The organism is Micromonospora sp. R77 (assembly GCF_022747945.1).
Taxonomy (GTDB): domain Bacteria; phylum Actinomycetota; class Actinomycetes; order Mycobacteriales; family Micromonosporaceae; genus Micromonospora.
In genome coordinates this window covers 2621769-2635355 of the sequence record NZ_JALDST010000001.1, presented here as the reverse complement: position 1 = coordinate 2635355, position 13587 = coordinate 2621769, and the positions used below count along the sequence as shown (strand labels likewise).

General features: G+C 72.3%; 11 protein-coding genes. 2 read left to right on the top strand and 9 right to left on the bottom strand.

Features of this window, described 5'->3' with window-relative positions; translation table 11 throughout:
• Positions 1-24: 24 nt before the first annotated feature.
• Complete coding sequence (locus MRQ36_RS12175) at positions 25-1536, bottom strand: sugar transferase (protein ID WP_242795135.1); 1512 nt, start codon at positions 1534-1536, stop codon at positions 25-27.
• 328 nt (positions 1537-1864) lie between these two features.
• Positions 1865-2725: an Fpg/Nei family DNA glycosylase gene (locus MRQ36_RS12170; protein ID WP_242795133.1), complete on the bottom strand. Its 861-nt coding sequence runs from the start codon at positions 2723-2725 to the stop codon at positions 1865-1867.
• Positions 2726-2749: 24 nt separating this feature from the next.
• Here MRQ36_RS12170 and MRQ36_RS12165 point away from each other — a divergent pair, with 24 nt between their 5' ends.
• A complete protein-coding gene (locus tag MRQ36_RS12165; protein WP_242795131.1) occupies positions 2750-4048 on the top strand; it encodes a glycosyltransferase family 4 protein in 1299 nt (432 codons plus the stop codon).
• 115 nt (positions 4049-4163) lie between these two features.
• Here the strand turns inward: MRQ36_RS12165 and MRQ36_RS12160 are convergent, their stop codons facing one another.
• The 4 genes from MRQ36_RS12160 to MRQ36_RS12145 form a co-directional block, all read right to left on the bottom strand.
• Positions 4164-4886, bottom strand: a complete 723-nt coding sequence (locus MRQ36_RS12160; RefSeq protein ID WP_242795129.1) for a CDP-alcohol phosphatidyltransferase family protein — start codon at positions 4884-4886, stop codon at positions 4164-4166.
• Positions 4864-5928: an iron-containing alcohol dehydrogenase family protein gene (locus MRQ36_RS12155; RefSeq protein WP_242795127.1), complete on the bottom strand. Its 1065-nt coding sequence runs from the start codon at positions 5926-5928 to the stop codon at positions 4864-4866. Before MRQ36_RS12155 ends, MRQ36_RS12160 begins: the two co-directional genes overlap by 23 nt.
• A complete protein-coding gene (locus tag MRQ36_RS12150) occupies positions 5916-6647 on the bottom strand; it encodes a sugar phosphate nucleotidyltransferase (protein ID WP_242795125.1) in 732 nt (243 codons plus the stop codon). Before MRQ36_RS12150 ends, MRQ36_RS12155 begins: the two co-directional genes overlap by 13 nt.
• Before the next feature lie 80 nt (positions 6648-6727).
• A complete protein-coding gene (locus MRQ36_RS12145) occupies positions 6728-7549 on the bottom strand; it encodes a hypothetical protein (protein WP_242795123.1) in 822 nt (273 codons plus the stop codon).
• 166 nt (positions 7550-7715) lie between these two features.
• Here MRQ36_RS12145 and MRQ36_RS12140 point away from each other — a divergent pair, with 166 nt between their 5' ends.
• Positions 7716-8108 (top strand): cyclic nucleotide-binding/CBS domain-containing protein, encoded by a 393-nt coding sequence (locus MRQ36_RS12140; protein ID WP_242795116.1) that lies wholly within the window; start codon positions 7716-7718, stop codon positions 8106-8108.
• 87 nt (positions 8109-8195) lie between these two features.
• On the opposite strand, the gene MRQ36_RS12135 is transcribed toward MRQ36_RS12140, so the two are convergent.
• The 3 genes from MRQ36_RS12135 to MRQ36_RS12125 form a co-directional block, all read right to left on the bottom strand.
• Entirely contained in the window at positions 8196-11234 is a 3039-nt protein-coding gene (locus tag MRQ36_RS12135; protein ID WP_242795101.1) for a malectin domain-containing carbohydrate-binding protein, read from the bottom strand.
• Between the two features lie 217 nt (positions 11235-11451).
• The gene (locus MRQ36_RS12130) at positions 11452-12516 is read right to left on the bottom strand and encodes a glycoside hydrolase family 26 protein (RefSeq protein WP_242795099.1); all 1065 of its coding nucleotides are present in this window, start codon (positions 12514-12516) and stop codon (positions 11452-11454) included.
• Positions 12517-12641: 125 nt separating this feature from the next.
• The gene (locus MRQ36_RS12125; protein ID WP_242795097.1) at positions 12642-13574 is read right to left on the bottom strand and encodes a sulfotransferase; all 933 of its coding nucleotides are present in this window, start codon (positions 13572-13574) and stop codon (positions 12642-12644) included.
• Positions 13575-13587 lie beyond the last annotated feature (13 nt).

Here is a 13587-nt window from a genome sequence, read left to right as displayed (position 1 = left end):
CTGACCGGTGGACGACCGTCCGCGCTAGTACGCGCCCTTGCGGGCCAGCACCACGCCCACGGTGCGCCACAGGATGCTCAGGTCGTACGCCAGCGACCAGTTGTCGACGTAGTAGAGGTCCAGCCGGACCGCCTCGTCCCAGGACAGGTCGGACCGGCCGGACACCTGCCACAGCCCGGTCATGCCCGGCCGCACCAGCAGCCGGCGGCGTACGTCGCCCAGGAAGTCGCCGTCGTCGGCGGGGAGCGGACGCGGGCCGACCAGGGACATCTCGCCCCACAGCACGTTGATCAGCTGGGGCAGCTCGTCCAGCGATGAGGCGCGCAGGAAGCGGCCCACCGGGAAGACCCGGGGATCCTCCTTCATCTTGAACAGCATGCCGTCGGTCTCGTTCTGGTCGACCAGCCCGGCCAGCCGCTCCTCGGCGTCCACGTACATGGTGCGGAACTTCCAGACCCGGAAGGTCCGCCCCTCGTGGCCGACCCGGGGCTGGCGGAAGAAGACCGGTCCGGGGTCGGAGATCCGGATGGCGATGGCGATGGCGAGGAAGAGCGGAGCGAGCAGCAGCAGGCCCAGCCCGGCGGCGACCCGGTCCATCAGGTTCTTGACCAGGAGCGCCGGCCCCGACAGGGTCGGCTCCTCGACGTACAGCAGCGGCAGGCCCTCGATGGGGCGGATGTGCACCCGGGGGCCGGCGATGTCGGTGAGCTGCGGGGCGACCACCAGGTCGACGCCGGAGCCCTCCAGCTGCCAGGCGAGCCGGCGCAGCTCGCCCGGCTCGGCGCTGGCCGAGCCGCAGACCGCGATGGTGTCCCCGCCGACCTCCCGGACCAGGGCCAGCACGTCCCGGCCGGCGTGGACCGGCACCGGCGTCTCGATGCCCCGGGCGGCGGCGTAACCGTCAGTGAGGTGGATGGCCACCGGGAGGAGGCCGGCGCCGGTGTTGCGGGTGACCGCGGTGTAGACCTCCAGGCACTCCGGCAGGGTGCCCACCAGCACCATCCGGTGTCCGGCCTGGCCCACCCTGCGGCGCAGCAGGTGCAGCAGGAAGCGGGCCATGAAGCGCCCGAAGAGGATGAGCAGCAGCGCCCCGAGCAGCGCGAAGCCGACGGTCCACCGGGACAGCTCGGTCTTGGTGGCGAAGGCGATGAAGGAGACGGTCGCGGCGACCGCCACCCCACCCCGGACGACCCGCTTGAACTCGTCCGGACCGAGGCCCAGATAGCGCCGGTCGTACGCCCGGTTGCCCCACAGGATGATCAACCAGCCGAGCGGCAGCAGCAGGAAGGAGACGGTGTGGAACCAGGTCGGGTCCTCCTTGGTGCCGGAGAAGCCCGAGGCGGCCTGGTCGAAGGTCTGGACCGCGGCCCAGCTGGCCAGGGCCGCCGCACCGAAGTCCAGCACCAGCAGCAGCAGGATGTAGGGACGGTGCCAGCGCGACACCCGCCGACGGGCGCGGGCCCACGCCGACCGGGGTACGCCGTTGTGCGACGGCGGAGTCGGCGGCTGGATCTCGAAGCTGTCGACGTGCCGCACGCTCTTGCTCCGGCCTGTGTTGGTTACCGGGCGCTGGAGGCTTGTCGTCACCTCAACCCATGTCCTCCCGCATGACTCGCGCCACTCACTCGCAGTGAGGGCCCGGGTCGCCCACCGTCCCAGTCTCCCACGCGGGTTCCGAACCGGGCGTTGTCCCGGGGGACACCACCGCGCGTCGTCACCTGTGGGGATCTGGCCGGCTCCGGATCGGTTGTGAAGCCGGGGACCGAGCCACTATACCGATGGATGGCGGCCCCGGTAGAGGCGTGGACCGGGAGCTTCGGCGATCGGGGGCCGATTCCTCTCCGTAACCAGATCGTGTTGTTACTCACCGTACGAGTCGGGACAACCGACGGTCAGCGAGCGGCTTCCCGCCGGTCTGGCAGGTGGGGCAGTACTGGAGGCTGGAATCGGCGAAGGAGACCTCGCGCACCGAGTCGCCGCAGACCGGACACGGCAGGCCGGTGCGGGCGTGCACCTTCAGCCCGGACCGCTTCTCCCCCTTCAGCTCGGCGGCCCGCTGCCCGGCCGAGCGGCGTACCGCGTCGCCGAGCACCGCGCGGGTCGCCGCGTGCAGGGTGGCGAGCTGGTCGTCGGTGAGCCGGTCGGTGATCGCGAACGGGGAGAGCTTCGCCGCGTGCAGGATCTCGTCCGAATACGCGTTGCCGATCCCGGCCAGCACCGCCTGGTCGGTCAGGACTCCCTTGACCTGGCCCCGCCGGCTGCGCAGCCGCTCGGCGAAGGTGGCCAGGTCGGCGCCGAGCGCGTCCGGACCGAGCTTCGCCACGCCCGGCACCTGGGCCGGATCGGTCACCAGGTAGGCGGCCAGCTTCTTCTGGGTGCCGGCCTCGGTCAGGTCGAACCCGGAGCCGTCGTCGAGGCGTACCCGCAGGGCGATCGGGCCCTTGCCGGGGCGCAGCGGCGCGGCGGACGGGAACGCCTCCCGGTAGTGCAGCCAGCCCGCCCGGGCCAGGTGGACCACCAGGTGCAGGCCGCCGTCGAAGACCACGTCGAGGAACTTGCCGTGCCGGCCGGCGCCGACCACCGGCCGGCCCGCGACCGCGCTCGGCGCCGGGTCGTACGTCTTCAGGGCGCTGATCGCGGCGACCTCGATCCGGTCGACCCGCCGCCCCACCGCGCGCTCCCGCAGATAGCCGGCGAGCGCTTCCACCTCCGGTAGCTCAGGCATCACCCAACGGTAGCCTTCTTTCCCGTGAGAATCGTGGTGGCACACAACCGGTACCGGGAAGCTCAGCCGTCCGGCGAGAACACCATCGTCGACGCCGAGATCGACCAGCTGACCGCGGCCGGCGTGGAGGTGCTGCCGTTCCTGCGGAGCTCCGACGAGATCCCGTCGATGTCGCGGACGGCGAAGGCGCTGCTGCCGATCTCGCCGATCTGGGCGCCGAAGGCCCAGCACGACCTGGACCGCCTGCTCACCGCGCACCGGCCGGACGTGCTGCACCTGCACAACCCGTACCCGCTGCTCTCGCCCTGGGTGGTGCGGACGGCGCACCGGCACGGCGTGCCGGTGGTGCAGACGGTGCACAACTACCGGCAGGTCTGCTCCTCCGGGCTCTACTTCCGGGACGGCGTGATCTGCCAGGACTGCCGGGGGCGGGCGCTGGGCGTGCCGGCGATCGTGCACCGCTGCTACCGGGGTTCCCGGGCCCAGAGCGCACTGATGGCCACCACGCTCGCGGTGCACCGGCCCACCTGGAAGTCCGTCGACCGGTTCATCGCGCTCACCACCGCCGTCGCCGACCACCTGCGGGACTACGGCATCCCGGCGGAGCGGATCGTGGTGAAGCCGAACGCGATTCCCGACCCGGGCCCGCCCGCGCCGCTCGGCGAGGGCTTCCTCTTCCTCGGCCGGCTCTCGCCGGAGAAGGGCCTCGACCTGCTGCTGGAGGCGTGGCGACGGCACCCGGACGGCGCGCTGGGGCCGCTGCGGATCGCCGGCGACGGCGAGTTGCGCCCACTGGTCGAGGCGGCCGCCGCCGAGCGGGCCGACGTGACGTTCCTGGGTCCGCTCGACCGCGCCGGGGTGCGCGCCGCGCTGGACGCCAGCGCGGTGGTCCTGGCGACCTCCACCTGGCACGACGTCCTGCCGACCGTGATCATCGAGGCGTTGGCGAGCGGCCGGCCGGTGTTGGGCACCGCGCTCGGCGGCATCCCCTATCTGGTCGGCGCGGACGCCCCCCGGGAGCCCGCCGGCACCGGACCGGCCGGCGCCCACTCGGCCGTCGCGGGTTCCGCTGCCGGGCCGGCCCTCTCGTCGGCTGCCGTGCCGGCCCCGCTGCCGGCCGGGATCGAGTCGGGCGAGGCCGGCTGGGTGGTCGCCCCGGAGCCGGCCGCGCTGGCCGCCGCGCTGCCGGTGGCCCGGGCCGGTGCCGCCGCGCTGGCGCCCGCCGCCCGCGCCCGCTACGAGCGCACCTTCCACCCCGAAGTGGTCACCAGGCAGCTCCTCGACATCTACGCCGGCGTACCCCACCCCCCACACCCCGCCTGACCCAGGCGACCCGCCGCCCCCGCCGCCCAACGGCGCGCAAATTCACGGAAAAAGTGTCTTTTCGGCGCCTTATAGGCACTCTTTCTCTGAATTTGCGGCCGCAGCCGGACGGGGTTCAGCGCAGGGAGGCGCGGGCGGAGAAGGCGATGCTCGCCAGCAGGAAGCCGCCGTTGACGACGGTGAACGCCACGATCACCCAGACCGTCAGGGCTGGCGCGAAGGTCAGCACCAGGCCGGCCAGGAAGATCACCGCGCCGTAGTCGCGGACCAGCTTCAGCACGCGTACGGGCAGGGACGTCGAGGTGACCATGCTGGCCGCGTTCGGGCCCGCCTGCATCACCGAGGTCACCAGGTTGACCATCCAGGTGCCGGCGAAGACCGCCACCAGCCAGGTCGGCGTCGTCGGGCGCTGCGCCACGGCGGTCGCCCCGAGGGCGGTGACCAGGGCGATCTGGGCGGCCACGTCGCAGAGCACGTCGACGCGGGCACCGGCCGCGCTGCCCTGACCGGTAACCCGCGCGAGCTGGCCGTCGGCGCAGTCCAGGGCGTACGCGATCTGCCAGCCCAGCAGCGCGACCAGCCCGACCACCCAGGCCGGGACGGACCCGGCGGCGACCCGGCCGGCGAGCGCCACCACGGTCACCGAGGCGGCCAGGCCGAGCAGCAGGTTGGCGATGGTCAGCGCGGTCGGGCGCAGGCCGAGCCGCTGGGCGCCCAGCGCGAAGACCGCGCCCAGCCACTGGCTGACCGACTCGCTGAACAGGCCGCCGCCCCGGTTCACCCGGTGGAAGTCGGCGACGGTGGGGCGGGACGGCTCAGCCAAGGTCGCGGAGTGCACCGGCGTAGTCTGCCAGCCGCTCCCGCGTCTCGGTAGGCGACATCGCCAGGTGTTCGAGGATCGTGTAGCGGTCCGGCCGGGTCGCCGGCGCGAACTGCACCGCCTCCACGAACTGGTCGTCGGTGAGACCCACGTCGGCGGGCAGCCGGGGCAGGTTGTGCCGGGACAGGCAGGCCGACATCTCGGCGAACCGGCGCTCGTCGCCGCGCAGGAACGTGCAGAACAGTGCCCCCAGCCCGGCCAGCTCACCGTGCGAGGCGGTGCCGGGGAAGAGCGCGTCGACCGCGTGCATGATCTCGTGGCAGCCGCCGCTGGACGGGCGGCTCGTGCCGCAGACCGCCATCGCCAGGCCGCTGGAGATCAGCGCCTCGGCGAGCACGGTGACGAAGGCGTCGTCGGTCATGTCGCCCCGGTGCGCCAGCACCGCCTCGGCACCCATCCGGGCCAGCGAGGCGGCCAACCCGTCGACCGGCTCGCCGCGTACCTGCCGGGCCAGCTCCCAGTCGGCCAGGGCGCTGATGTTGCTCACCACGTCGCCGATGCCCGCCCGGTTGTGCCGCTCCGGGCCCGCCTCGACGAAGTCCAGGTCCACGATCACCGCGATCGGGATGTGCACCCCGTACGAGCCCTTGATCCCGTCGGTGACCAGGCTCGCCACCGGCGACGCGATGCCGTCGTTGGCCAGCGCGGTCGCCACGGTCACCATGGGCAACCCGCGCCGCGTGGCGGCGTACTTCGCCACGTCGATGGTCTTGCCGCCGCCGATCCCCACCACCGCGTCGTACGACCGGTGGCGCAGCTTCGCACCCAGGTCGTCGGCGGCGTCCAGGGTGCCGCCGGCCACGGTGAACACGTCCGCCGAGCGAAGCGACGGCCGGATCAGCTCGGCGATCTGCTCGCCCTGCCCGGGGCCGACCACCACCGCCACGTCACCGCCGGCCGAGATCCGCCCGTCGACCAGGATCGCGGCCAGGTCCGCCACCGCACCCCGCCGCACGTCGATGTGGAGCGGGGTGAGGATGGTCCGGGCTAGTAGCGGCACGCGATCTCCCGCGCCCGGGCCAGGTCGGCGTGGTTGTCGACCTCGACCCAGGACACGTCGCCGATCGGCGCCGCCCGCACCTCGCCGCCCCGGTCGGCGAACTCCTGGTAGCCGTCCTCGTAGTAGAGGTTCGGATCCCGCCGCCAGGTCGCCTCCAGGGCGTCGGCCAGCGCGTCGGCCACCTGCGGCTCGATCAGCGTCGCGCCGATGTACTCCCCGTACGCCTCGCCCGGGTCCATCAGCTTGGTGATCCGGGTGAGCTGCCCGGCCGCGTCGAAGGTGGTCTTCATCTCCTCCTCGGCCAGCGCCTTGATGTTGTCGACCGCCAGCAGGATCCCCGGGCCGCGCTCGGCCAGCAGGGTCTTCTCCACGCTCACCGGGTGCACGGTGTCACCGTTGACCAGCAGCACCCCCCGGGCGAAGTGCTCCCGGGCCAGCCAGAGCGAGTAGGCGTTGTTCCACTCCTCGGCCTTGTCGTTGTGCACCAGCGTGATCGTGACGCCGTACTTCTCCTCCAGCGCCGCCTGCCGCGCGACGACCGCGTCCGCCGCGTAGCCGACCACGATCACCACCTCGGTCAGCCCGACCTCGGCGAGGTTGCGCAACGCGATGTCCAGGATGGTGATCTCACCGTCCACCGGCACCAACGCCTTGGGCAGGGTGTCGGTGTACGGGCGCAGTCGGCGCCCCGCACCGGCCGCGAGCACCATCCCGATCATGCCGGGCTCCTCCTCAGTACGACTCCGGGTCACCGGTGGAGGATAGCGCCGGAGCACGGTCGGGCCGCCGCCAACCGGTCTCAGCCCGGCAGGGCGGCCAGGTCCGCCAGCATCGTCAACCGCTCCTCGGCGGTCAGCACCACGTACGGGCCGGCGGCCCGCCGGTCGGTCTCCAGCTCGATCGCCAGCAGCTCCGGACCCGGCGGCAGCTCGGCGATGCTCGCCGCGGTGTGCCCCGCCGCGCCCCACGCCGCCGCGTGCGCGTCCGCCCGGTGGTAGCGCAGCGTGCTCAACCGGTTGAGCAGGAGCACCCCCGGCGCGGTGCCCTCCGGCTCGTACGGCGGCGCCATCGTGCCGAACGCCCCCGGCCCCGCCGGCTCCGCCAGCACCAGCGCGTACGCGAGCACCCGCCCGAGCGCCTCCACCAAGCGGACCACCCGGTCGTCGTGACCCGCCCACAGCTCCTCGGTGACCTCGCCGTGCACCTGATAGATCTCGGTCAGGAAGGCGATGCCCCGTTCGGTCGCGGCGAAGCCGCCGTCCGGCATCCGGTACACCATGCCGTGCGCCACGTGCCGGTCCAGCGTCCGCTGGGAGGCGGCGGGATCGCGGTAGCGGGTCACCGCGGCGAAACCCGCCCCGTCGACCGTCCCGCCCGGCACGGCCAGCCGGGTCCGGAATTCGACGAGCAGGGCGGTCGCCGCCGGACCGCCGTACCGTGAACTCAGCTCGGCGCCGCCACCGTCGCGGCCGGCGAGCATGCCGGCGACGAAGGCCCGGTCGACCGCCGGGGCGACCAGCCCGGCGAACCGGTGCGGCGCCAGCTCGACCTGGTCGGCCGTTCCGGCGCGGCGCGTCGAAGCCCGGGCCGCGCAGCGGTCCCCGACGGTCGAGTCGCTCACGAAGCGGCGTCCACGATCAGCGCGCCGGCGCGGCGGAGCGGGTCGGTGGGCACGTCACGACAGTAGCGAGCCCGCACCGCTGCGGCGATGCCCGGTCTTGTCCCGGTACGCATCGATGGCCCACCATGTCCGTACCGGTGCCGCCGTCCCAAAGGGGTGATGCGTGATGCAGGTTCGAGAAGCGATGTCCAGCGACGTGCTCGTGGTCGGCCCGGAGCACACGCTCCGCCAGGCGGCCCGGATGATGTCGGCCCGCGGTGTCGGGTCGGCGGTCGTGATCGACCCGGACTCCGAAGGAGTGGGGATCATGACCGAACGCGACGTGCTCAACGCGATCGGCGCCGGCCTGGACTGCGACGTCGAACGTACCGCCGCCCACCTGACCTGGGACGCCGTCTATGCCGGACCGGACTGGACGGTGGAGGAGGCCGCCGCCGCCATGGCCCGCGGCGGCTTCCGCCACCTGGTGGTCCTCGACGGCCGGGAGGTGGCCGGGGTGATCTCGGTGCGGGACCTGATGCGGGTCTGGGCCCGCGAGCACACCCCCACCCGGGTCTGAACCGGCGGGCCGGTCGCCCCGGACCCCGGAACGGGCGATGGCCCGGCCGATACCGGCCGGGCCATCGCGTTGTGGCAGGTGTTCAGGTCACGGACCGACGAAGACCGCCGTGCCCCGCCAGTCCACGTCGTCCTTGTCCGGGCCGCTGCGCACCGTCGCGGCACCCGTCGGGGCCCCGCTCGACCAGTCCATCGAGGAGAGGTTGCCGGTGTTCCGGGAGACGACGTAGAGCGTGTCGCCGTCCAGGAAGATGCCACCGGCGTCGGCGAAGGCCGTGGTGCCCGTGACGGTGTTGCGCTCCGCACCGACGGTGCCGGTGTCCGGCGTGAACCAGCGCCAGAACAGGGTGCTCTGACCGGCCAGCGTGTAGTACATCCGGCCGGCGCTGTAGAACATGCCGGTCACGTTCGGGATCTCGGCGTAGAAGTTCGTGGTGACGCCGACGTAGGTCTGCCCCTCCGGGGCGGAGCCCGTCTGCACCGCGTCCCACTTGGCGTTGTGGTACGGGTCCAGCTTGGTCGGGCTGCCGAAGTCGACGCCGTCGAACTTGCGGCGGTAGAGCGCGCCGTTCATGCCGTAGAACAGGTCGCCGCCCACCCAGAACGCGCCCTTGACGCTCGACCAGGAGGTGCCGTCCGGGTTCCCCACCGAGGTCGGCGTACCGACCCCGGTCGCGCCGTCGTACGACCGCTTGCTCACCGAGTTGGCGGTGGTGACCGACGGTACGGCGGGAATCTTGACGATCTCGATGCCCTGGACCAGCGGGTTCTGCAGCACCGGACCGAAGTCGACGTCCACGTTGCCGTCACTGGTGACGGCGAAGGCACGCATGGTGCCCCGGTTGGTGCCACCGGCCTCGGCGACCGGGTCGAAGTCGTTCAGCTTGAGCACGCCGTCGATGCTGACGTCGAACTTCCGCTTACCGACCGTCGCGGTGCCGGCGTACCGGTTGGCGAGGTAGAGCCGCACCTGGACCTGCTGGCCCGCGGGGACCGGGAAGTTCCACTCCATGTTCGGCGCGCCGGTCAGGTCCCAGCGCTCGGAGTTGTACAGCTCCACCGGGGTGCCGGTCGGCACCGTCGAGTCGAGCGTGGCGTTGGTGAAGTAGTTCGTCACCTCGTTGCCGGTGTTGTGCAGGGCGCTCGGCGCGGCCGAGGTGTCGGCGGCCCAGCTCGGCCCGCTGGCCGCGGGGAGCGTGTCGCCACCGGCGTTGACCCGGTAGAGGACGTCCGACGCGGTCGGCGTCGGGGCGGTCTTGACCACCTCGATGCCCTGGACGAGCGGGTTCTCCAGGACGCGACCGAAGTCGATGTCGATCATGCCGTCGCTGACCACGGAGAAGGACCGCATGGTGCCCTTGCTGCTGCCGCCCGCCGCGGCCACCGGGTCGAAGTCGTTCAGCTTGAGCACGCCGTCGATGCTGACGTCGAACTTCCGCTTGCCGGCCGTCGCCGTGCCGGCGAACCGGTTGGCCAGGTAGAGCCGGACGTCGACCCGGGTGCCGGCCTGGACCGGCAGGTCCCACTGCATGTCCGGGGCGGTGGTCTGGTCCCACCGCTCGCTGCTGAAGAGCGAGATCGGCGTGCTCGACGGGACGGTCGAGTCGACCGTCGCGTCCGCCGCGTACGTCGTGACGCTGCTGCCGGCGTTGTGGAACGGGCTCGGCGCGGTGGCGGTGTCGCCGGCCCAGTCGGGGCCGCCGTCGATCGCGTTGACCGTCGGGCCGCCGGCGTTGATCCGGTAGAGCACCTCGGTCTGCGCCGCCCGGCCGGCCTGGTAGACGTCGCCCGGCAGGCCCTTGGTGGCGGTGGAGTGCGGCGCGTTGCCCCCGGTCAGCGGGAAGAAGGCGATCTTTCCGCGCTTGGCGTCGAAGTTGCCGATCCAGTCCTGGTCGCTGCCGAGCCAGAGGCCCTCGGGGGTGACCAGCATCTCGGTCACGCCGTAGCCGCGGGGATGGCGGCCCGGGTTCCAGGACAGCGGCAGGCCGCTGGCCGGGTCGAGGGCGGCGATGCTGGCCCGGCCGACGGCGCCCGGCGCCGCGACGTTCTTGCCGGCGGGGTTGTTCGCCCAGCGGAAGTGACCGCCGACGTAGACGGCCTCCTCGCTGATGCCGGTCGACAGGAAGGTGTCGCCGCCGCTGTAGTTCACCCAGGTGGGCGTCTGGCCGGCGCCGGTGGCCGAGGTCTCCCAGCGGGCCGCGGCGTCGCACAGCGTGCCCGGGAACGGCGCACCGGTGGTCACCACGACGAAGTACTTGCCGTTCGGCGAGAACGCCACGTCCCGCACGTACGAGTCGAACGAGTCCGACAGGCAGGCGGCCGAGTACCGGTCGGTGTTCCAGTCCATGATGCTGGTGGAGGTGTCGCCCAGGCTGATCCGGACGATCTGGTCGTGGACGACGCCCTCGGCCTTCTTGAAGTTGCCGATGACGACGAGCTGCTTGCCGTCCGGCGAGACCGCGAGCTTCTCCGAGCCGACGCCGGAGGACGCACCGGTGCTGCCGGTGGTCCAGTTGTGGTGCTCGGACAGCGACACGGTGAGGTATTCGTCCAGCGCGCCCGTGGTGGCGTCGACCGAGGCCAGGCCGTTGCGGGTCGCGGTGCCGGCGGTGCTGAAGATGCCGCCGAGCAGCAGCCGGTCACCGACCTTGGCGATGTCGTTGACGTTGCCGTTGAGCGCCGGCGGCTTGAAGGTGGTGACCAGCGAACCGTCCGCCACGTTCAGCAGGGCGAGCTTGCGCCGGTTGACCCCGCTGATCTGGGTGAACTCACCGGCGACATAGAACGTCCCCGGGGTGGGACCGGCGATCACCGCGGTGACGGCCCGGTCGAGGACCGGGGCGAAGGAGGTGTCGATCTTGCCGGTCGCCTTGTCGAAGGCCAGCAGGTACTTCTGCGTCACGACGGGCTGCGAGGTGCCGCGGTTCTGGGCCTGGGTGAACGAACCGGCGGCGATGATCTTGGTGCCGGCGTCGTAGATCGCCACCACGTTGCCGTCGATGATGTTCGGCGACAGGCTGGACGAGACGTCCGAGACCATCGTGTCGTGGTTCGGTGCGGCCGCGAGCGCGGGAGTGGGGGTGAAGAGCGTGGCGATGCCGAGGATGGCAGCGCCGAGCGCGGACACCGAGCGGTGTCTCAGTACAGAGGAAGCCACAGGCAACTCCGGGTGCACGTCGGAGACGCTGCGATCGGGACCGGAAATCGGCGCGGGGTGAGGCGCCCGGGCGGCCGACCGCAGACGTGAAAGCAACACCTTCTCGCATCCGGCCGGTCCGCGTCCACCCCGGAACGCCTTTTTCGCCGAGCAACCCCCACAGGTCACACGAAAAGACGAGGGATGATCACCGGGCCGGGGTGGGCGACGCTCCGGCGGACGGAGACAGGTCGGGCGGCGGCTGGGTGAAGTACGGGTCGGTCGCCAACTCCTTGAAGACCGCCGCGCTCTCCGGATCGTTGCGGAACGTGCTGTCGTACAACGGCTTCTGGGTCTGCTTAGCGGCGAAATAGACCGCGGCCTTGATCTGCGGGTGCTTCTTCAGGTAGGGCCCGACCTCGCGCAGCCAGGCGGCCCGCTGCCCCGGCCGGCCCTCCTGGGTGAGGCCGAACTCACCGACCACCACCGGCCGCGGGTGCTGCTGGGCGAAGGCCATGAAATGGTCCATCCGCTCGCCGAAGCCGTTCCACTCCGGGCTCGGGTAGACGTCGGCGCAGAGCCAGTCCACCTGGTCGTCACCGGGGTAGTACGCCTCGGCGGCCCGCTCGTCCTCGGCGAAGCCGTCCGCGTGCGGGCACCACACCCAGGCGGCGTTGGTGACGCCGGCCTCGGTGAAGATGGCCCGGACGTGCTTCCACGCGGCCACGTAGTCCTCCGGGGAGTGGATGGTGGCCGCCAGGTTGGGCCGGTCCATCTCCCAGCGGTAGCGCAGCAGCACCGGCACGCCGAACGCCTTGACGTCCTGCGCCCGCTGCCGGATCAGCGAGTCGTAGATGCCACTGGTGGTGGAGCGGGTGTCGGTGCCCTGCCAGGAGATCATCTGGAGCTTGCCCAGGCTCTGGAAGGCCTGCTCCGTCGGGCCCGGGAAGGGCTCGTTCCACTGGTGGAACATGTGCGCCAGCGCGAGCTTGCCGCCGGCGGCCCGGTCGAACTCCTCCAGCGCCTCGGCCCGCCCGGCCGCGGTGTGGAACTGCGGCTTCACCCACGCGCCCAGCCAGGCGCCCTCCGCCGGCAGCTCCGGACCCCGCCCGGTGGTCCGCACCGGAGCGGTCCGCGGCTCCACAGTGGGCGCCGTCGTCGTCGGGCTCGGCTGGTCCTGCCGGGCCGGCTTCTCCGACTCGCACGCCGCCACCGCCGGGACCACGAAGGCCAGGGTGAGCACAGCCGCCATCGTCCGCCGTAGTCGAGCCATCACCGCAACCTCTCCCCAGGAAGATCGTCGGCCCGGCTGTCAGGAGGCCCCGACCACCCCGCCACGGCGGGGCGCACCGCCGGGGCGGGCGGACGACCCCATGCACTCTACTAGTGGGGCGACGTTCACGTGGTGTAGCCGAGCTCGGTCAGCAGCGGTTCGGCCTGTGCCCGCACGTCGGCGAGGTCGTTCTCGTCGAGCCGGGCCCGCCACCGCCCCACCGAGTTCGGCCGGGCCTTACCGAAGCGGGCGTGCAGCGCCTGACGGCCCGCCGCGTCGCCGACCTGCAGGAAGTCCGCCACCGCCTCGGCCGCCTCCGCCGGGCGGCTGACGATGTCCTCGTAGCGCAGGTGGCGTACCCGGTCGGCGGGCAGCTCGGCCAGCTGGGTGAGCGCGCTGCTGGTGAACCGGCGCCACATCCAGGCCGAACGGGCCAGGTCGGACACCCGGCTGAACTCGTCGCGCCGCTCCGGCTCCACCCAGAACCGGGGCGCGGCGCCCCACGGCGTACCGCCCCGGCCGCTCTTGCCGGAGCCGGTGGAGGACGCGTTCAGCCAGGGCTGCTCGGCGTGCGACACCGCCACGTCCCGACCGTCCCGGTAGACGTGCAGGAAGACCGCGTCCGGGAAGACCTCGGTGAGGAACGGCACGATGAAGCAGTTCTCCGGATCCTTCTCGGCGAACCGCAGCCCGCCGTGGCCGGACGCGGCCAGCAGCGCCCCGTAGTAGCCGCGGAAGTAGCGGGCCGCCCGCTGCGGCGTCCAACTGCCCTCGTAGACGCAGCGCGCCACGGCCTTCGTCAGCCGGGGTTCGAAGTGGTAGGACACCTCCGGCAACGCGCCGACACAGCTGCCCAGGAAGGTGGTGCCCGAGCGCGGCGCACCCAGGATGAAGATGGGCCGTTCGACCTTCAGGCTCAACTTCCGGTTCGCCGCGGGAACCGGCCGCTCCAGCTCGCGGCGTTCCTTCCGGTCCGCCACCAGACCGACGGCGGCGAGTTTCGCGGCCTTCACCGCGGAGAGGCCGGTGTGCGGGGCGAGGGGCGTGCTGCTGGTCATCGGTGTCCCATCG